Genomic DNA, 18848 nt, shown 5'->3' with positions numbered 1-18848 from the left:
TCACGTCGTCATGCCTTCCGGGTGTCCTTGCGGTACAGCCACGCCGCGCCGCTCACGAAGAGCGCCAGATATACCAGGAGGACCGCGACGTCCTTCGGATGCGGTCCGGTGCCGCCCTCGATGGCGGTGCCCAGCGCGGCGTAGGCGTGGGTGGGGACGTAGTCGGCGAGGTTCTGCACCCACTGCGGCAGGATCGTCAGCGGCATCCACAGGCCGCCGAGGAAGGCCAGGCCGAAGTAGCAGAGCATGCTGATCGGGCGGACCGCGTCGCCGGTGGCGAGGTAGCCGATGGCGACGCCGAGGGCGGCGAAGACGAAGCTGCCGAGCCAGGTGGAGAGCGCGATGGCGGCCCACTGCCAGACCTCCAGCCGGACCCCCTTGACGACCGCACCGGCCAGCAGCACCAGCACGATCGACGGCAGGCTGACGGTGGCCGCCGCGGCGATCTTGGCGCCGACGTAGCCGCGGCCGGGCAGCGCGGTCAGCCGCAGCTGGCGCACCCAGCCCAGTTCGCGCTCCTTGGCGATCTGTTCGGCGTTGCCGAGGAGGACGGCGGTCATGGCGCCGAAGGCGGCCATCGCGACCATGTAGTACATCCCCATGTCGAGCCGCATCCCGGGCATCCGGGCGCCGTCTGCGCCGCCCGCGATGATCAGGTAGAGCCCCGGCGGATAGATCACCGAGAAGAACATGAACTTCTTGTTCCGCAGCGCGCGGCGGATCTCCAGCAGGATCAGGGTGGTCATCGTCCCGCCTCCCCGGCGGTGGCGTCGTCGGTGGCGGCGGTCAGCGCGAGGAACGCCTGCTCCAGGCCGAGCCCGGCGACCTCCAGGTTCCGCGGGTAGAGGCCGAGGCCGTAGACCGCGTGGACGGTCGCGTCGGCGTCGTGCGACTGGATGCGGACGGTACGGCCGGAGACCTCCAGCGCGGTGAGGGCGGGCAGCGCGCGCAGCGCCGCGCCGTCCACGGCGGTGTCCAGGTCGAAAGCGATCCGGCGGGCCCCGGCGCGGGCCTTGATCTCGGTGGCGGTGCCGTCGGCGAGGACGGTGCCGCGGTGCAGCACGATCACCCGGTCGGCGATGGCGTCGGCCTCTTCGAGGTAGTGCGTGGCGAAGAGGACGGTGCGGCCCGCCGCCGCCTGGGCGCGCATGGTGCCCCAGAACGCCTGCCGGGCCGAGACGTCCATCCCGGTGGTCGGCTCGTCCAGCACGATCAGATCGTTGGCACCGGCGGTGGCGAGGGCGAAGCGGACCCGCTGCTGCTGGCCGCCGGAGAGCTTGTCGACCATGCGGTCGGCGAGGTCGGTGAGGTCGGCGGCGCGCAGGATCGCGTCGAGCGGGTACGCGCGCGGGTGCAGGTCCCGGGCGAGGCCGACCAGTTCGCGGACCTTGACGCCCTGCATCAGCCCGCCGCTCTGCAGCATCGCGCCGACCCTGCCCTGGGCGATGGCCCGCTGCGGGGTGGTGCCGAAGAGGTCGACGGTGCCGGAGTCGGGGGCGCGCAGCCCGAGGAGCAGATCGAGGGTGGAGGACTTACCGGCGCCGTTGGGGCCGAGCAGGGCGACCGTCTCGCCCGGGTGCAGCTCCAGATCGATGCCGTCCACGGCGCGCACCGCGCCGTACCGCTTGGTCACCCCGCGGAAGCTGACCACGGGGGCCGCGTCCGACCGGCGCGCGGCGGCCGGTGCGGTGGTTGAGGTTGTCGTCATGCCTCAAGCTTCGCCGCAGAAGGGGGGTCGGCGGCAGTGTCGGCCGTCCGCAGTCCGCCATGACATCTGTCATGGGCGAGGCCCCCGCGGCGGCTCGGTGGGAGCCGCCCCGGGGGCCTCGTCGCAGACGGTACGGGGTCAGCCCGCGCCGATGGTCTGCACCCGCTCGGCGGGCGTGGTGCCCCGGAGCGCCAGCTGCACGGCGCTGGCCACCTCGGCGGGGGTGACCGGCTTCTTGCTGCCGTCGCCCTTCGTCAGCAGGACGCCGTTGAAGGTGTCGCCGTAGAGCGCCTGGAGGGCGTCCTTGTCGTAGTACGGGACGAGGCTGCCGTCGGCGCCCGGCCGGAAGGAGAGGAACTTCGGGATGGACTTCTCCGGGCTGAACGACACGGTGTGCGCGGCGTCCGTGCGGACGGTGATCAGGCCGGACATCGCGGGCTCGGCGAACTGCTTGAGCGCGCGGTCCACCGCCTCCTTGGAGACCTTCGGCTCCTGGGTGGAGGCGGCCAGCGTCAGCGTCGGCTGGGTGCCGGTGGCGACGCGCTCACGGTAGGCGTCGGCCACCTTCGTCTTGGACGCGGCGACGTCGACGGCCTTGTGGGGCTTGCCGTAGTGCGGCACGGCCCGGCCGCCGGAGAAGGTGATGCCGCCCTCGCCCGGCTGCGTACCGCCGGAGCCCCCGGCGACCTGCTCCAGCGCGATCTGCAGCTTCTCGTCGTCGGTGGTCATCGCGGGCTGCGCGGTACGGGCGACGCCGAAGAGCGAGCCGATGACGGAGACCGGGTTGTAGTCCCGGCCCGAGGCGTTGCGGACGGTGGCCTGCACATCGACGCCCAGCCCCGCCTTGACCGGGTCGAGGCTCTGCTCGGCGCCGTCGACGGTGAGCTTCAGCGGCTGGTCGGTGCGGTCCTTGAGCGCCGTCTCCAGCTTCTTGACCGCCTCGTCCTTGGCCTGTCCGCCGATCGGTACACCGAGCGCGGTGGTGTTGTTGGGGACGTCGGCGTGGTCGAGGAGCAGCCCGGCGCCGTAGGCGACCGCGGCGAGGACGACGACTCCGACGCCCGCCAGGACCAGCTTGTTGCGGCCCTTCTTCTTGGGCGGGTTGATCGGCTCGGGGATCTTCGGCAGCGGCGCGGGGGCGGCGTTCTTGCCGTCCTTGCCGCTCTTGCCGTCCTTGCCGTTCGTGCCCGAGGCCGACGGGCCGTCGGCCGACGGGACCTTCGGGATACCGCCGACGAGCGTGTCACCGGCGCCCCGGCCGCCGGAGCGGGGACCGGAACCCTTGGGGCCCTTGGCCGGTGCGGGCTTCGGAGCCGCGGCCGGACCGGCGGCGAGACCGCCGGTGATCCCGGCCGGGGCACCGGTGCCGGGCCCGGTCGGCGCGGTCTCACCCGCGGCCGGGTCGCTGAAGCCGGGCGGCAGGGTGACCGCGCTCCGGCCGCGGGCGGGCCCGGTGGTGGGACCGCTGGGCGCCTTCGCCGCGGGAGTGTCGAACGGGCTCAGGTCAGCGGCGGGCGCGTCGAACGGCGAGGCGGCGCCGGGCGCCGGGGCGTCGAACGGCGAGGGCTCTCCGGCCGGGCGGCCGCCGCCGTCGAACGGCGAGAGCCCGAGCGGGTCGCCGCCGGACGGCTCGGCGCCACCGGCCGGGGCGTCCGAGAAGTACGGCAGGTCCGGCCGGGACGGCGCGGCGCCGCCCGCGTCCGGCGCACCGGGCGCGCGGTGCGAGCCGGTGGTGGTCGAGGCGCCGGGCGCGGGGTGCGAGCCGGTCGTCGAGGAGACGTCGGGCGCCGGGTGCGAGCCCGTCGTGGACGAGGCGCCGGGCGCCGGGTGCGAGCCGGTCGTCGAGGACGCGCTCTGGCCCTTGCGCGGGGCGAACCAGGAACTGGTGCCGTCGCCGGAGCCGGACGAGGCGCCGGGCCGGGCCGCGGCGCCGCCGGGGCGCTGGGCGGCGGGCGAGCGGCGCGGGAGCCGGGGCGGTCCGCCCGCCTCGTCCGCCGCCGCGTCGGGAGCGGGCGCGCCGCCCTCCCCTGACGTGCCGTTCGCTCCGGTCGCTGCACTCATGCCGGACTCCTCACCCACGGGCTTGCGCACGACGACGGGCGGGATGGGCCGCGAGCCCGGAATGTTGATCTTGATCCGCGTCGTCAGCGTGGTCTCGGTCTTCTGCTCCTCCGGCTGCGCGGCGGCACCGGTCGCCGCCTCGCCTTCTCCCCTGGGGGTGCCGTACGGCGGCGTTCCCGAGGGATAGACGGCGTTGCCCCGGCCCTGGGGGCCGGAGGACGAACTGTCAGATTCACGACTCAAAGCAGGTTCTCCCGGTTGGCTCCGCCGCTCGTCAGAGGTGATCTCGGGTCTCGTCCCGGGGGGCGCCCCGAGGGCGGCGCGGCGGCGCGCACCACCATACTGGCCGCCGCACAGGGGTACCCGTGGAGCACGGGAAGACCACGACGACGGGGGAACCCCCGGCGCACGGTCAACTCACCCCGTGCGCCACGGCATATGTCCAGGTATGGACCCCGTGATCAGGCGGCCCGGCCGGTCGGAGCGCCCAGCGCACGCCGCTGCGCCGCGGTGGCACAGATCACAGCCACCAGAATCCCGCCCAGCAGGAAGAGGTACGAGCCGAGCCCGGCGCCGAAGAGGAAGTCACCCTCCGGACGGGTGGTGCCCAGCAGCAGGAAGACGGTGACGAGCCAGGCGGCGCCCGGCACCAGCACCCCGGAGACGGTCTCGGTGGCCCGCCCGCCGCCGTACAGCAGACCCGTCAACCCGGCCAGCGCCAGCAGCAGTCCGCCGGGGAACCACGCGGCCTGCAACAGCGCCCCGGCGGGCGCGACCAGCACCCCGCCGATCAGCAGCAGGACGTACAGCGCGATCCGGCCCGGCGTCACCGGCCGGGCCATCGCCGCCACGGCGCCGCCGCCCGCACCGGGCCCCGCGGGGCGCACCCCGGAGCCGCCCGCGCGCGCCCGCGGTGTGCCGTTCTTCTTCTCCTCGCTCATGCGCCCGTCCTCGCTCATGCGCCCGCCTCCCGGTGGCCGTCGGTGGAGTACGTGCCGGTGGCGCCGCCGGGGACCCCGGCGAAGAGGTCGTCCTCCCGGCCCCCGGCCGCCGGGACCGGCGTGCCCCGCACGAGCCGGTAGTACTCGGTGCCGAAGAGCGGCTGCCCGAGGTCGTTGGAGAGGGCGAAGAACGGGCCGTCGACCGCGATCTGGGTGGCGTGCGCCCGCATCGCGGCGGTCTTCGCCGCGCGCTGCGCCTCCGTACCCGCGATCTCCGCGGTGACCTCGCCGTCCGCCACCACACCGGGGACGTCGTCGACGGCGGCGATGCCGGGGAAGGAACGGCCCGCGGCGCGCAGCGCGGCGAAGCCCTTCTCGACCTCCGAGCGGGGGCTGCAGTTCCAGTAGATCTTTTCGATCGCACACGGTGCGCCGAGGTCGGGCCGGAAGGCGCCGTCGGCGGCCAGCTCCGCGGCGCGCATCGCGACCCGGTGGGCCTGGATGTGATCGGGGTGGCCGTAGCCGCCGTCCGGGTCGTAGGTGACCAGGACCTGCGGGCGGACCTCGCGGACCACGGCGACGAGATGGGCGGCCGCCTCGTCGACCGGCGTCGCCCAGAAGGCGCCGGGGCGGTCGTTCTGCGGGGCGCCCATCATCCCGGAGTCGCGGTAGCGTCCCGCGCCGCCCAGGAAGCGGTGGTCGGCGACGCCGAGCGCGGCCATCGCCGCGGCCAGTTCGCCGACGCGGTACGGGCCGAGGGTGTCGTCCCGGTCGGGCGCCAGCTGCGCCAGCTCGGGCGGGATGACCTCGCCCTCCTCGCCGCGGGTGCAGGTCACGAGCGTGACGTGGGCGCCCTCGGCGGCGTACCTGGCCATCGTGACGCCGTTGTTGATGGACTCGTCGTCCGGGTGCGCGTGCACCAGCAGCAGACGGCGGGGCCGGTCGGCGCCGGGGGGCGCGGGCGGGGTGGGGGCGGGCTCCGTCATGGGAACAGCCTACGAGCCCGGGGCCCGCGCCCGGCACACGCGCCCGGTGGCCGCCGCGGCGCCCGCGCGCGGCCCACCCCGTCGCCCGGCGGACCCGGACGCGGACATGCCGCCGCCCGGCCCCGGGGCGTGGTCCGGAGGCCGGGCGGGCGGTGTGGGCGTCGTGTCGCAGGCCCTACGCGCTGTACGTCAGAATTTGATACCCCCGAGCATCCCGGCGACGTTCGTCGTCAGCTGCTTGATCGTCGGGGCCACGGACGAGCTGGCGAGATAGAAGCCCAGCAGCATGCACACAAACGCATGCCCGCCCTTCAGCCCGGCCTTCTTGACCAGCAAGAAGACGATGATCGCCAGCAGCACCACCGCCGAAATCGAGAGTGCCACGGCGGTTCACCTCCAAGTACGCACGGACCTGACAGTTATGAGGGTGCCGAGCCGTCGTCACGGCCCAACTCCCGCGTGTGCAAAGGGCTCTTTACCCCGTACCCACCACGCGCAAGGGATCATAACTTTCCGCGCGCGCGCATATGTCGGTGCACGGGAGCAGACGAGGGGCGCACACCGGATTCGCTGCTGCGACGGGTGCCGTTCCGACCGCCGGACGGGCGGTCTCCCGAGTTCCGTCCGCGGGGCGGGCGGACGCCATAGGGTCGGGCCCATGACCGGACCGTCTGCCTCCGTGCCGTTTCCGCGCCAGCACGCCCGTACGCAGCGCTTCACCCTGGGCGCGCCGCGCGGCTACACCGTCTCGCCGGACGGCGCCCGCGTCGTCTTCCTCCGCTCCGGCTCCGGCACCGACCGGACCCAGCGGCTGTGGGTCCTCGACGTCGCCGAGGGCCGGGAGTTCACCGCCGCCGACCCATCCGCCCTGCTCGCGGGCGCCGAGGAGGAGCTGTCGGCGACCGAACGGGCCCGCCGGGAGCGCACCCGGGACGGTTCGGCGGGCGTCGTCGGCTACGCGGTCGACGCGGCGGTCGAGGTGGCGGCGTTCGCCCTGTCGGGCCGCCTGTTCGCCGCCGAGCTGCGGGCCGGCACCGCCCGCGAACTCCCCGCCACCGGCACGGTCGTCGACCCGCGCCCCTCCCCCGACGGCCGGTACGTGGCGTACGCCGCGGACGGCGCGCTGCGGGTGGTGCGGGCCGACGGCGCGGGCGACGGCGACGACCGGGCGCTGGCCACCCCGGACGGGCCCGAAGTGACCTGGGGGCTCGCGGAGTTCATCGCCGCGGAGGAGATGGGCCGCCACCGCGGCTTCTGGTGGTCGCCGGGGAGCGACCGGCTGCTGGCCGCGCGGGTCGACACCGCGCCGGTGCGCCGCTGGTGGATCGCCGACCCGGCGCACCCGGACCGGCGCCCCGCCGAGGTCGCGTACCCGGCGGCGGGCACCCCCAACGCCGAAGTCGCGCTGGCCTTCCTGGGCCTCGACGGCTCCCGCACGGACGTGGTGTGGGACCGCGAGCGGTTCCCGTACCTCGCCCGGGTGCACTGGTCGGCGGCGGGCCCGCCGCTGCTCCTGGTCCAGAGCCGCGACCAGCGCACCCAGCGGTATCTGACGGTCGACGAGGGCACCGGCGCGACGCGCACGGTGCACGAGGACACCGACCCGGCGTGGAACGAGCTGATCCCCGGCACCCCCGCGTGGACGCCGGACGGGCGGCTGGTGCGGGTCGCGGACACCCCGGACGGGGTGGCGCCGGGCGCGCGGCGGCTGTTCGCCGGGGACCGGGCGCTGACCGCGGCGCCGCTGCACGTCCGCGCGGTGCTGGACATCGGCGACGACGACATCCTCTTCGCGGCGAGCGGCCCGGAGAACCACGACATCGGCGTCCACCGGGTGCGCCACCGCGGCGACGGCCCGGCGGCGGTGGCGCGGCTCGGCGCCCGGCCGTACCCGACGGTGACGTCGGCGGTCCGCGGCGGCGACGTGGTGGTGCTGACGCAGGCGAGCCTGGTGCGGCCCGGGGCGCAGGTCGAGGTGGTGCGGCTGGCCGCGGACGGCACCGAGGAGCGCGTCGCGGCGATCGGCTCGTACGCCCAGCAGCCGGTGCTGACGGCGCGGCCACGGCTGGTTCTCGCCGGGGAGCGGGACATTCCGTGCGCGGTGCTGCTCCCGGAGGGCCACACGGAGGGCGACGGTCCGCTGCCGGTGCTGATGGATCCGTACGGCGGTCCGCACGGGCAGCGGGTGGTCGCGGCGCACCACGCCCATCTGACGTCGCAGTGGTTCGCGAACCAGGGGTTCGCGGTGGTCGTCGCGGACGGCCGGGGCACCCCGGGCCGCTCCCCCGCGTGGGAGAAGTCCCTCTCCCGGCGGGTGGCGGAGCCGGTGCTCCAGGACCAGGTGGACGCGCTGCACGGGCTGGCCGACCGCTTCCCGCTGGATCTGACGCGGGTCGCGATCCGCGGCTGGTCGTTCGGCGGCTACCTCGCGGCGCTGGCCGCGCTGCGCCGCCCGGACGTCTTCCACGCGGCGATCGTCGGCGCCCCCGTCACCGACCTGCGGCTCTACGACACGCACTACCAGGAGCGCTATCTGGGCCACCCGGACGAGGAACCGGCGGTGTACGCGGCGAACTCCCTGGTCACGGACGAGGGGTTGTCCGGGGCGCGGGAGCCGCACCGCCCGATGATGGTCATCCACGGGCTGGCGGACGACAACGTCGTGGTGGCGCACTCGCTGCGGCTCTCCTCCGCGCTGCTGGCGGCCGGCCGTCCGCACGAGGTGCTGCCGCTGTCCGGCGTGACCCACATGACGCCGCAGGAGCAGGTCGCGGAGAACCTGCTGCTGCTCCAGGTGGACTTCCTGCGGCGGTCGTTGGGGCTCACCGAGACGAGCTGACGGGCCCGGCACCCGGCCACCGTCCGAGCATCGGTTTTCGGCCACCGCGCGTGGACGGCGTACGGTCGGTGACCCAGGATGTGCTGGGGGTGACGTTCGCCCGCCGGACGGCCCGCGGCACCCCCGCGGCCGTACGCAGTTCAGCAAGGCGCGTCCGCATACCGGTGAAGTGACGGCCAAGTTGCCGTCACGTTACGGCAATTGAGCGGCTTATGTCCGTTATTCCGTACATCTTCGTGGAGTGTCAAGCACGCCCTTGCGTCGATCTGCGCAATCTTCGCTCAAGAAGCGAACGACCTGCGCATCAGCCCACCCGATCCCCTTGACTCCGCCATAAATCACTTGCGAAAGTCCGCTCATCCAGCGGTGCGACCGGCGCCGCTTCACGTTCCAAGAGAACTCGGCGCGGGGGCACTTCGCGATGACTAGTCCATCCCAGACCGCGGCTGCACAGTCCGATTCCCCAGGGCTGGAGCCGGAGGGTCTGAAGAAGGAGAAGAACAGCAAGGGCGGTGAGCTCGTCGGCCGTTCCCCCGGCCAACTGATGTGGGCGCGGTTCAAGCGCGACCGCACCGGTATGTTCTGCGGCATCGTCGTCCTGGCGTTCTTCGTCATCTCGGCGCTCGCCCCGGTCATCGCCTCGCTGTACGGCAAGGACCCCTACACGTTCTACTCCAACAGCGACCCGAACCTGCTCGACGAGTTCGGCTTCCCGTCCGGCCCGAACGGCGGTGTCTCCGGGGACTTCTGGTTCGGCATCGAGCCGCAGCTCGGCCGGGACCTCTTCACCCAGCTGCTGTACGGCATGCGGACCTCGCTGGGCATCTCGGTAGCCGTAACGATTCTGGTGGTCATCACCGGCACCATCCTGGGTGTCACCGCCGGATATCTCGGCGGCCGTACCGACTACTGGCTCGGCCGGGTCATGGACTTCCTGATGGCCTTCCCCAGCCAGCTGACGTTCGTGGCGTTCATGCCCGTCGTCGTGGCGCTCTTCGTCCCGCCGGGCGACGAGACCCCCACCTACATCCGGGTGGTGGCGCTGATCCTCGTCCAGTGGGCACTGGGCTGGATGGGTCTGGCGCGACTCCTGCGCGGTCAGGTCCTCTCGCTCCGCGAGCGGGAGTTCGTCGAGGCCGCGAAGATCACCGGTGCCTCGCCCTGGCGGATCATCCGCAAGGAGCTGCTGCCGAACGTGGTCACCCCGATCCTGGTCCAGAGCACCTACATGCTCCCGCTGTTCGTGACCGCGGAGGCGGGCCTGTCCTACCTCGGCGTCGGCATCATGGAGCCGACCCCCGACTGGGGCCGTCTCTTCCGCACCGCGGGCAACATCTACGAGAGCGACCCGACCTTCCTGCTCTTCCCCGGCGCCGCGATGGTCATCTTCGTCCTCTGCTTCAACCTGCTCGGGGACTCGGTCCGGGACGCCTTCGACCCCAAATCCGGGCGCTGAGCGTCCACTTGAGGGGGGCCGCTGTCGCCCCCGCACCGGGCTCCCACCGGGAACGTCGGACAGCACTTCAGGACACCAAACTGACAGGCAGGTGCTTGACCTCATGAACGCACTCTCCACGCGCAGAGCACGCGCGGCGATAGTGGCCCTCGCGGCCGGTTCGCTCGCGCTCACCGGCTGCAGCGCCGGCAGCGGTAACGACAAGGACAAGTCCCAGACGGACAGCGACGCGGCGTCCCAGGCCGACAGCGTCCCGCTCGGTACCGCGGCCGACTCGGCAGGCCCGGCCAAGGAGGTCAAGGGCGCCAGGTCCGGCGGCACCATCCGCGTCTACCAGCGTGACAGCTACAACCACCTGGACCCGGCGCAGATGTACGTCAGCGACATGAAGTCGCTGTCGCAGCTGATCTTCCGCGGGCTCACCAGCTTCCAGCAGGACGACAGCGGCAAGCAGAAGGTCGTCGGCGACCTCGCCACCGACGCCGGGCAGATGTCCGACGGCGGCAAGACCTGGACGTACAAGCTCAAGGACGGCATCAAGTTCGAGGACGGCACGCCGATCACCTCGAAGGACATCCGCCACACCGTCGAGCGCACCTACGCGAAGTTCATCACCGACGGTCCCACCTACATCCAGCAGTGGCTGTCGGGCGGCGGCACCACCTACCGCAAGGCGCTGCCGGACGGCCCGTACAAGGGTGACCACCTGCCGAAGACCGTCCTGGACACCCCGGACGAGAAGACCATCGTCTTCCACTTCAAGCAGCCCCAGTCGCAGCTGCCCTACGCGCTGACCATGCCGGGCTACAGCGTGGTCCCGGACGGCGCCAAGGACACCAAGGACAACTACGACGTCAAGCCGGTCTCCGCCGGCCCGTACAAGATCGCGTCGTTCAAGGCCGGTAAGTCCATGCAGCTGGTGCGCAACACCAACTGGGACCCGAAGACCGACTCGATGCGGCACCAGTACCCGGACGGGTACAACATCACCTTCAACCACCAGGCGTCGGACTCCACCAAGCGCCTGATGGCCGACCAGGGCGAGGCCAAGAGCGCCATCAGCCTCACCAACGCGGTCGAGCCCACCACGACCAAGCAGGTGCTGGACAACCCCAGCGCCAGCAAGCGTCTGGTGCAGGGCTACCAGCCCTACGTGTGGCAGATGAACTTCAACATGGACCGCATCAAGGACAAGCGGATCCGTGACGCCATCACCTACGCGCTGCCCAGCGCCCAGATCGTCCGGGTCAACGGCGGCAGCTACGGCGGCGAGGTCGCGGGCGGTCTGCTCGCCCCCACCGTCGCGGGCTACAAGAAGGGCTACGACCCCTACGGCAAGCTCTCGCACCCCAACGGTGAGCCGGAGAAGGCCGCGAAGCTCCTGAAGGAGGCGGGCAAGAAGGGCATGAAGCTCGTCTACGCCTACTCCAACACCGAGGCGCGCCAGAAGGAGGCCGTCCTCATCGAGGACGCGCTGAACAAGGCCGGCTTCAACGTGCAGAAGAAGGAGGTCGACGCCGCCTCCTGGTACCAGCAGATGGGCAAGGTCGACAACGGCTTCGACATCTACATGACCGGCTGGGGCCAGGACTGGCCGGACGCCTCCACGGTGATCCCGCCGTCGTACGACGGCACCACCATCCAGGACGGCTCGTCGAACTACTCGCACGTGAACGACAAGCACGTGAACGAGGAGATCGCCCGCATCAGCAAGATCGCTGACGCGAAGAAGGCGACCGAGGAGTGGCAGAAGCTGCACCAGTACATCGTGGAGAAGGTCAACCCGGCAGCCCCGGTCTTCTACACGAAGACGCTCCAGCTCTACGGCTCGAACATCGGCGGCGCCCGTTACAACAACGACGTCAGCTACATCGACCCGAACACGCTCTTCCTGAAGAAGTAAGCGTCCGGAAGGCACTCCGGAGAGCGCGCGCACGGCGGAGCGCGCGCTCTCCGGGGCCTTCTTGCCACCCCTCATCGCCCACAGCCGCCGCCGTCCTGAGAGCAGCGAACTGTCATGCTTCCCTTTCTATTTCGCCGGACGTTCGGCGCGATCGTCACCCTCATCCTGCTGAGCGCCGTCACCTTCTTCGTGTTCTTCGCGGTCGGCGACCCGGCCCTGATGGCCTGCGGTAAGAACTGCACCGCCGACAACATCGCCCTGATCCACCAGAACCTCGGCCTCGACAAGCCCCTGCCGACGCAGTACTGGGACTTCCTCTCCGGCATCTTCGTCGGCCGCGACTACAGCATCGGGCACTGCGGCGCCCCCTGCTTCGGCTACTCGTTCGCCACCAAGCAGGACGTCTGGTCGACGATGATCGACCGGCTGCCCACCACCGCCTCGCTGGCCCTCGGCGGCGCCGTCGCGTTCCTCGTCATCGGCATCGGCGCCGGTCTGCTCGCCGCGTGGAAGCGTGGCACCTTCCTGGACAAGGCCGTCACCAGCATCTCGATGGTCCTCAGCTCGGTGCAGATCTACATCCTCGGCCCCATCGTCCTGGGCATCTTCGTCTACAGCGGCATCATGGACTCGCCGAAGTACGTGGATCTGACCAGCAACCCGGCGGGCTGGTTCATGGGCCTGCTGCTGCCGTGGCTGGTCATGTCGACGATCTTCACCGCGCAGTACACCCGTATGTCCCGCTCGACGATGATCGAGCAGCTCCAGGAGGAGCACGTCCGCACCGCCAAGGCGAAGGGCATGCCCGCCCGTTACGTCTTCCTGCGGTACGCCTGGCGCGGTTCGCTGATCCCCATCGTCACCATCCTCGGCATGGACCTCAGCTCGCTGTTCGGCGGCGCCATGATCACCGAGTTCACCTTCTCGCTCGCCGGTATCGGCCGGCTGGCGATCGACTCCGTCACCACCCTCGATCTGCCCATGGTGCTGGGCGTGATGCTCTTCAGCGCCGCCCTGATCCTGGTGTTCAACATCATCGTGGACGCGGCGTACGCCTTCATCGACCCGCGCGTGCGCCTGTCCTAGGAGAGCCTGAAGTGACCACACTCCCCACGACCGAAGGCACACCGGCCCCGACCGGGTCCGACCCCTTCCTGTCCGTGCGCGACCTGCACGTGCGGTTCTCCACGGAGGACGGCATCGTCAAGGCGGTCGACGGCCTCTCCTTCAACCTGGAGCGGGGCCAGACCCTCGGCATCGTCGGCGAGTCGGGCTCCGGCAAGTCCGTCACCAACCTCGCCGTCCTGGGGCTGCACAACCCCAAGTCGACGTCGATCAGCGGCGAGATCCGACTGGACGGCCAGGAGCTGACCGGAGCCCGGGAGAAGACCCTGGAGAAGCTCCGCGGCAACAAGATGGCGATGATCTTCCAGGACGCGCTGACCGCCCTGTCGCCGTACTACACGGTCGGGCGGCAGATCGCCGAGCCGTTCATGAAGCACACCGGCGCCTCCAAGCGCGAGGGCCGCCAGCGCGCCATCGAGATGCTGACCAAGGTCGGCATCCCGCAGCCGAGCCTGCGGGTGGACGACTACCCGCACCAGTTCTCCGGCGGTATGCGCCAGCGCGCGATGATCGCGATGGCGCTGGTCTGCAACCCCGAGCTGCTGATCGCGGACGAGCCGACGACCGCGCTGGACGTCACCGTCCAGGCGCAGATCCTCGACCTCCTCAAGGACCTCCAGCAGGAGTTCGGCTCCGCGATCATCCTGATCACCCACGACCTCGGCGTGGTCGCCGACACCGCCGACGACCTGCTCGTGATGTACGCGGGCCGGGCGGTGGAGCGCGGTTCGGTCAAGGAGATCCTGACGCAGCCGCAGCACCCGTACACCTGGGGTCTGCTCAGCTCCATGCCGCGGCTCTCCTCCGACGTCGACGAGGCGCTGTACCCGATCCCCGGGTCGCCGCCGAGCCTGCTGAACCCGCCGTCGGGCTGCGCCTTCAACCCGCGCTGCGCCTTCCCCGCCGAGGTCTCCGGCGGGCTGTGCACCGAGCAGCGTCCGACGCTGCCGGACGGGCGGGCCGCCGCCTGCCACCTCAGCACGGAGCAGCGTCAGACCTTCTTCACCGAGCAGATCAAGCCCCGGCTGGGCTAGGGAGCCATCACCATGACAGAGAACGTCACTCTCCCCTCGCCCCGGGGCTCCGTGCCCGCCGCGGGCGAGCCGCTGCTCGTCGCCGAGGGCGTCACCAAGCACTTCCCGATCTACGGCGGCTTCCCGTTCAAGCGGAAGGTCGGCGCGGTCAAGGCGGTCGACGGCGTCGACCTCACCGTCCACGCGGGCGAGAGCTTCGGCCTGGTCGGCGAGTCGGGCTGCGGCAAGTCGACCACCGGCCGGCTGCTGACCCGTCTGATGGAGCCGACCTCCGGCAAGATCACCTACGCGGGCCAGGACATCACCCGGGCCAAGCGCAAGGAGCTGGCGCCGGTCCGCTCCGAGATCCAGATGATCTTCCAGGACCCGTACGCGTCGCTGAACCCGCGGCAGACGGTGGGCACCATCATCGGTGGCCCGATGGAGATCAACGGGATCAACCCGCCCGGTGGCCGGGAGAAGCGGATCCGGGAGCTGCTGGAGACCGTCGGTCTCAACCCGGAGCACTACAACCGCTTCCCGCACGAGTTCTCCGGCGGTCAGCGCCAGCGCATCGGTGTGGCGCGGGCGCTCGCCCTGGAGCCGAAGCTGATCGTCGCCGACGAGCCGGTCTCGGCGCTCGACGTCTCCATCCAGGCGCAGGTCGTCAACCTGCTCCAGGACCTCCAGCGGGAACTGGGCATCGCGTTCCTCTTCATCGCCCACGACCTGGCGATCGTCCGGCACTTCAGCCAGCGGGTCGCGGTGATGTACCTCGGCAAGGTCGTCGAGGTGGGCACCCGCGACGAGATCTACAGCCGACCGCGCCACCCGTACACCCACGCGCTGCTGTCGGCCGTCCCGGAGGCGAAGTTCACCGAGGCGGAAGAGGAGGAGAAGCAGCGGATCCGGCTCGCCGGTGACGTGCCCTCCCCGGTCAACCCGCCGTCCGGCTGCCGCTTCCGTACGCGCTGCTGGAAGGCGCAGGACAAGTGCGCGACGGAGGAGCCGCCGCTGGTCCAGATCACGGGGAACGAGGCGGGCCACCTGACGGCCTGCCACTTCCCGGAGGAGCCGACGATCGCGGCGCGCGGTGAGGACATCGTCCTCGACCCCGCACTGGCCGCGGTCGAGGAGGCAGCGCAGGAGGGCCCGGCGGACGACGCCGGATCCTCCGGCAAGACCCTTTGACCCGGTCTCAACCGCCTCCGCCCGGAGCCGGAGCCCGCCTCCCACACCCCAGCACCACGGGAGGCGGGCTCCGGCTTTTCCGCGAAGGGCTCCAACGGCCGTGCAGGGTACGGACGTTGGAGCCGGGCCGCCGTCCTTCCCCGGTCGGATTGTCAGTGGTGGGTGCGAGGATTTCCGCATGACCACCGATACGCCGTACGCGGCCGGGGCCGTGCTTCCGGACGCCGTGCTCGACACCGTTCTCGCCGATCCCGCGCTGCTGCTCCGCGCCGATCGCGCGGCGCTCCGCGAGCAGCTGTCGTCGCTGCCGCGCGCCGACGCCGCCGCGGAGGACGGCCGGGCCGTGTTCCGGCAGGCCGAGGCCATATTCGGCGGGGCGCCCGTGGTGCGCGCGGAGTTCGCGTCCTGGCTGCACTTCGCCGCCGTGGTGCTGGGGCGCGGCGGGTACGCCGAGCGGATCGCGGCGGCCGAGCCGGGGATGCCGTGGCGTACGGAGTGGGCCTGGTGGCGGCCGGTGGGGCGCTACACGGCGCACCCCAATCTCAGCGGCGACAGCGGCGCGGCGGCCTATGTCCACGAGGGCCGGGAGCTGGTGGAGGTCTCCGGTATGTGGTGCCCGGACCGCTGGTTCGACCTGGCCACCGGCGCATCGGTGGCGGCGCCGCCCGCGGGCACCGTCCGGCGGCTGCGCCCCGACGCCGACGCCGGTGAACTCCCGTATCTCTTCGGCACGGAGGACGGGGATCCCGCCCTGGCGGTGCCGCCCACCTGGGAGGAGCCCGAGCCGCTGGACGCGGCGGGCCGTTATCTCCTCCAGGAGGCGCGGGGCGTCGCCGTGGTGCGGGCCGATGCCGCCGTGCTGGAGGGCTGGCCGACCGGCGGCGCGTCGTACGCCTCCGCCGAGGGCGGCAGCCCGGGCGGACCGGACTCCCCGGAGGAGGACGGCCCGCTCACCGCCGACCGCATGGACGACACCTTCGGCCCGGACGGCGTGCGGCGCATACCGGAGGAAGAGCTGCCCGCCGCCCTGGAGCACGGCCCGACCCGGACGTTCCTGCGGGAGGTCGGGCTGCCCGCCTGGTGGGCCGGTGGGGTCTCCTCCTTCACCGTCGCCGAAGGGCTGCACCCGCTGCCGGACGATCCCGAACTGCTGGTCCTGGGCGCGTTCGAGCTGGCGTACGGCGAGACGGGCACGGTCTGTGTGCACCGCGCCTCCGGCGGGATACTCCTGCGCCACACCGAGGACGGCGCCACTCCCCCGCCCTTCCCCTTCTCGCGGGACGTCGAGACGTTCACCGTGTTCCTGGAGTCCCTGCGCCGCTACATGGGCGCGAGTTGGGATCCGTATCCGGACGAGGCGGGCGCGGAGTACGACTACGAGTCCCGGATGGCGGAGCTGGATCCGCGGGCGCTGGACGAGGAGGCGCCGTCCCGGGAGATCTGGGGCCATCTCTTCGCGACGATCACGGAGTTGGGGGTGTACGGGTACTGAGGCACGGGCGGGCGCCGGGGCCGGGCGGCGCCCGCCCCTCACTCGCCCGGTACGACCTGGCGTTCCTCCGCGAAGTGGCAGGCCGAGGGGTGGGCCGCCGGGCCCGCGTCCGGGGTGGCGAAGCGGGGCGGGACCTCCAGCGGCGGGACCTGCTCCGCGCACAGCTCCTGGGCCTTCCAGCAGCGGGTGCGGAAGCGGCAGCCGGACGGCGGGTCGGCCGGGGAGGGCACGTCCCCGGTGAGCAGGATCCGGGTCCGGCTCTCCCGTGCCTCGGGGTCGGGCACCGGCACCGCGGAGAGCAGCGCCTGGGTGTAGGGGTGCGTGGGGTGGTCGTAGATCTGCTCGTCGGTGCCGGATTCGGCGAGCCTGCCGAGGTACATCACGGCGACGCGGTCGGAGATGTGGCGGACGACGGAGAGGTCGTGGGCGATGAAGACATAGCTGAGGTCGAAGGTGTTCTGGAGCCGTTCCAGCAGGTTGACGACCTGCGCCTGGACGGAGACGTCGAGGGCGGAGACGGGTTCGTCGGCGACGATGATCTCGGGGCGCAGGGCGAGCCCGCGGGCGATGCCGATGCGCTGGCGCTGGCCGCCGGAGAACTGGTGCGGATAGCGGTTGAGGTACTCCGGGTTGAGCCCGACGACGTCCAGCAGCTCCTGCACCCGGCGCCGCCGGTCGCCCTTGGGCGCCACCTCCGGGTGGATGTCGTACGGCTCGCCGATGATGTCGCCGACCGTCATCCGGGGGTTGAGGGAGGTGTACGGGTCCTGGAAGACCATCTGGATGTTGCGGCGGACGGCCTTCAGGGCGCGGCCGGACAGTTTGGTGATGTCCTCGCCGCGGTAGCGGATCTGCCCGGCGGTGGGGCGCTCCAGACCGACCAGGAGTTTGGCGACGGTGGACTTGCCGCAGCCCGACTCCCCCACGATGCCGAGGGTTTCGCCGCGGTGGAGGTCGAAGGAGACGCCGTCGACCGCCTTGACCGCGCCGACCTGTTTCCTGAAGAGGATGCCGCGGGTGAGCGGGAAGTGTTTGACCAGCCCGCGGATCTCCAGCACCGGTTCACCGTGCCCGGGCCGTCCGCCGGTGCCGCCCGCCACCGCCTCGGCCACCGGGTTCCCCGTGGCGGGGCCCGCCGCGCCGCCCGCGGCGCTCCCGGCGGGGCCGCCCGGTGGGCGGATGGCGTCGGGGGTGGGCAGCTCATCGGGCTCCATCGAGGGTCTCCTTCCAGAAGTGGCAGGCGCTGGTCCGGCCGGGGGCCACGTCGTGGAGCGGGGGCCGTTCGCTGCGGCAGATGTCCTGGGCGAGCGGGCAGCGGGGGTGGAAGGGGCAGCCGGGCGGGATGGCGGTGAGGTTGGGCGGCAGGCCCTTGATCGCGTACAGCTCCTGGCCCTTGTGGTCCAGGCGCGGGATGGAGTCCAGCAGGCCGCGGGTGTACGGGTGGGCGGGGGCCCGGTAGAGGTGGTGGACGGGGGCGGTCTCGACGATGCGTCCGGCGTACATCACGGCGATGGTGTCGGCGACGTCGGCGACGACGCCGAGGTCGTGGGTGATGAGGATGAGGCCCATGTGGTACTCGCGCTGGAGTTCCGCGAGCAGGTCCATGACCTGGGCCTGGACGGTGACGTCGAGGGCGGTGGTCGGCTCGTCGGCGATGATCAGGTCCGGTTCCAGGGCCAGCGCCATCGCGATCATGATGCGTTGGCGCATCCCGCCGGAGAACTGGTGCGGATAGTCGCCGACCCGGCTCGCGGCGGCGGGGATCTTGACCCGGTCCATCAGCTCGACGGCCTCGGCGCGGGCCGCCTTGCGGGACATCCCGCGGTGGACCTGGAACATCTCGCCGAGTTGGGCGCCGACGGACATCACCGGGTTCAGGGCGGAGAGCGCGTCCTGGAAGATCATCGCCATGCCGGTGCCGCGGACCCGGCGGCGTTCCTCGCGGCCGAGGGTGAGCAGGTCACGGCCGCGGAAGCGGATCTCGCCGCCGGTGACGTAGCCGGGCGGCGAGTCGACGATGCCCATCAGCGCCTGGGCGGTGACGGACTTGCCGGAGCCGGATTCGCCGAGGACGGCGAGGGTCTGCCCGGCGGCGACGCGGTAGCTGACGCCGTTGACGGCTTTGGCGATGCC

15 protein-coding genes are annotated in these 18848 nt (G+C 72.0%); 7 read left to right on the top strand and 8 right to left on the bottom strand.

Annotated features, from left to right (window positions below):
* Positions 1 to 8: 8 nt before the first annotated feature.
* The 6 genes from IF23_RS0124395 to IF23_RS0124370 all read right to left on the bottom strand — a co-directional run bounded on the left by IF23_RS0124395 (position 9) and on the right by IF23_RS0124370 (position 6080).
* Positions 9 to 746 carry an ABC transporter permease gene (locus IF23_RS0124395; protein WP_030287183.1) on the bottom strand — a complete coding sequence of 246 codons (738 nt, stop codon included), beginning with the start codon at positions 744 to 746 and terminating at the stop codon, positions 9 to 11.
* Positions 743 to 1708: an ABC transporter ATP-binding protein gene (locus tag IF23_RS0124390; RefSeq protein ID WP_051739857.1), complete on the bottom strand. Its 966-nt coding sequence runs from the start codon at positions 1706 to 1708 to the stop codon at positions 743 to 745. Before IF23_RS0124390 ends, IF23_RS0124395 begins: the two co-directional genes overlap by 4 nt.
* Positions 1709 to 1846: 138 nt before the next feature.
* On the bottom strand, positions 1847 to 4012 hold the full coding sequence (locus tag IF23_RS0124385) for a hypothetical protein (protein WP_030287179.1): 2166 nt from the start codon (positions 4010 to 4012) through the stop codon (positions 1847 to 1849).
* A gap of 218 nt (positions 4013 to 4230) precedes the next feature.
* A complete protein-coding gene (locus tag IF23_RS0124380) occupies positions 4231 to 4728 on the bottom strand; it encodes a DUF6113 family protein (protein ID WP_078654220.1) in 498 nt (165 codons plus the stop codon).
* Positions 4725 to 5696, bottom strand: coding sequence for an N-acetyl-1-D-myo-inositol-2-amino-2-deoxy-alpha-D-glucopyranoside deacetylase (gene mshB / locus IF23_RS0124375; protein ID WP_030287175.1), 972 nt, complete (start codon positions 5694 to 5696; stop codon positions 4725 to 4727). Before mshB ends, IF23_RS0124380 begins: the two co-directional genes overlap by 4 nt.
* Before the next feature lie 189 nt (positions 5697 to 5885).
* The gene (locus tag IF23_RS0124370) at positions 5886 to 6080 is read right to left on the bottom strand and encodes a hypothetical protein (protein ID WP_030287173.1); all 195 of its coding nucleotides are present in this window, start codon (positions 6078 to 6080) and stop codon (positions 5886 to 5888) included.
* 274 nt (positions 6081 to 6354) lie between these two features.
* On the opposite strand from IF23_RS0124370, the gene IF23_RS0124365 reads away from it, so the two are divergent.
* The 7 genes from IF23_RS0124365 to IF23_RS0124335 all read left to right on the top strand — a co-directional run bounded on the left by IF23_RS0124365 (position 6355) and on the right by IF23_RS0124335 (position 16715).
* Complete coding sequence (locus IF23_RS0124365; RefSeq protein WP_030287170.1) at positions 6355 to 8535, top strand: prolyl oligopeptidase family serine peptidase; 2181 nt, start codon at positions 6355 to 6357, stop codon at positions 8533 to 8535.
* A 421-nt stretch (positions 8536 to 8956) separates the two neighbouring features.
* Entirely contained in the window at positions 8957 to 9991 is a 1035-nt protein-coding gene (locus tag IF23_RS0124360; RefSeq protein ID WP_030287169.1) for an ABC transporter permease, read from the top strand.
* 103 nt (positions 9992 to 10094) lie between these two features.
* Entirely contained in the window at positions 10095 to 11894 is a 1800-nt protein-coding gene (locus tag IF23_RS0124355) for an ABC transporter substrate-binding protein (protein WP_030287166.1), read from the top strand.
* Between the two features lie 114 nt (positions 11895 to 12008).
* Positions 12009 to 12980: an ABC transporter permease gene (locus IF23_RS0124350; RefSeq protein ID WP_030287164.1), complete on the top strand. Its 972-nt coding sequence runs from the start codon at positions 12009 to 12011 to the stop codon at positions 12978 to 12980.
* An 11-nt stretch (positions 12981 to 12991) separates the two neighbouring features.
* The gene (locus IF23_RS0124345) at positions 12992 to 14053 is read left to right on the top strand and encodes an ABC transporter ATP-binding protein (protein ID WP_030287162.1); all 1062 of its coding nucleotides are present in this window, start codon (positions 12992 to 12994) and stop codon (positions 14051 to 14053) included.
* A 12-nt stretch (positions 14054 to 14065) separates the two neighbouring features.
* Entirely contained in the window at positions 14066 to 15223 is a 1158-nt protein-coding gene (locus IF23_RS0124340) for an ABC transporter ATP-binding protein (protein WP_030287160.1), read from the top strand.
* 178 nt (positions 15224 to 15401) lie between these two features.
* The gene (locus IF23_RS0124335) at positions 15402 to 16715 is read left to right on the top strand and encodes an SUKH-4 family immunity protein (RefSeq protein ID WP_051739856.1); all 1314 of its coding nucleotides are present in this window, start codon (positions 15402 to 15404) and stop codon (positions 16713 to 16715) included.
* A 38-nt stretch (positions 16716 to 16753) separates the two neighbouring features.
* Here IF23_RS0124335 and IF23_RS0124330 read toward each other — a convergent pair whose 3' ends face one another.
* Both IF23_RS0124330 and IF23_RS0124325 read right to left on the bottom strand, forming a co-directional pair.
* Positions 16754 to 17929: an ABC transporter ATP-binding protein gene (locus IF23_RS0124330; protein ID WP_078654219.1), complete on the bottom strand. Its 1176-nt coding sequence runs from the start codon at positions 17927 to 17929 to the stop codon at positions 16754 to 16756.
* Complete coding sequence (locus IF23_RS0124325; protein ID WP_051739869.1) at positions 17916 to 18845, bottom strand: ABC transporter ATP-binding protein; 930 nt, start codon at positions 18843 to 18845, stop codon at positions 17916 to 17918. Before IF23_RS0124325 ends, IF23_RS0124330 begins: the two co-directional genes overlap by 14 nt.
* Positions 18846 to 18848 lie beyond the last annotated feature (3 nt).

It is taken from the genome of Streptomyces catenulae, assembly GCF_000718015.1.
GTDB classification, from domain to species: domain Bacteria; phylum Actinomycetota; class Actinomycetes; order Streptomycetales; family Streptomycetaceae; genus Streptomyces; species Streptomyces catenulae.
Note: the sequence above shows the minus strand (reverse complement) of the source record. Positions and strands in the feature narration are given on the sequence as shown.

Bases quoted from the DNA above. Each gene is read 5' to 3' on its own strand.
- mshB (WP_030287175.1), bottom strand. From the start codon at position 5,696: ATGACGGAGCCCGCCCCCACCCCGCCCGCGCCCCCCGGCGCCGACCGG.
- IF23_RS0124395 (WP_030287183.1), bottom strand. From the start codon at position 746: ATGACCACCCTGATCCTGCTGGAGATCCGCCGCGCGCTGCGGAACAAG.
- IF23_RS0124380 (WP_078654220.1), bottom strand. From the start codon at position 4,728: ATGAGCGAGGACGGGCGCATGAGCGAGGAGAAGAAGAACGGCACACCG.
- IF23_RS0124355 (WP_030287166.1), top strand. From the start codon at position 10,095: ATGAACGCACTCTCCACGCGCAGAGCACGCGCGGCGATAGTGGCCCTC.
- IF23_RS0124365 (WP_030287170.1), top strand. From the start codon at position 6,355: ATGACCGGACCGTCTGCCTCCGTGCCGTTTCCGCGCCAGCACGCCCGT.
- IF23_RS0124330 (WP_078654219.1), bottom strand. From the start codon at position 17,929: ATGGAGCCCGATGAGCTGCCCACCCCCGACGCCATCCGCCCACCGGGC.
- IF23_RS0124335 (WP_051739856.1), top strand. From the start codon at position 15,402: ATGACCACCGATACGCCGTACGCGGCCGGGGCCGTGCTTCCGGACGCC.
- IF23_RS0124350 (WP_030287164.1), top strand. From the start codon at position 12,009: ATGCTTCCCTTTCTATTTCGCCGGACGTTCGGCGCGATCGTCACCCTC.
- IF23_RS0124340 (WP_030287160.1), top strand. From the start codon at position 14,066: ATGACAGAGAACGTCACTCTCCCCTCGCCCCGGGGCTCCGTGCCCGCC.
- IF23_RS0124390 (WP_051739857.1), bottom strand. From the start codon at position 1,708: ATGACGACAACCTCAACCACCGCACCGGCCGCCGCGCGCCGGTCGGAC.
- IF23_RS0124360 (WP_030287169.1), top strand. From the start codon at position 8,957: ATGACTAGTCCATCCCAGACCGCGGCTGCACAGTCCGATTCCCCAGGG.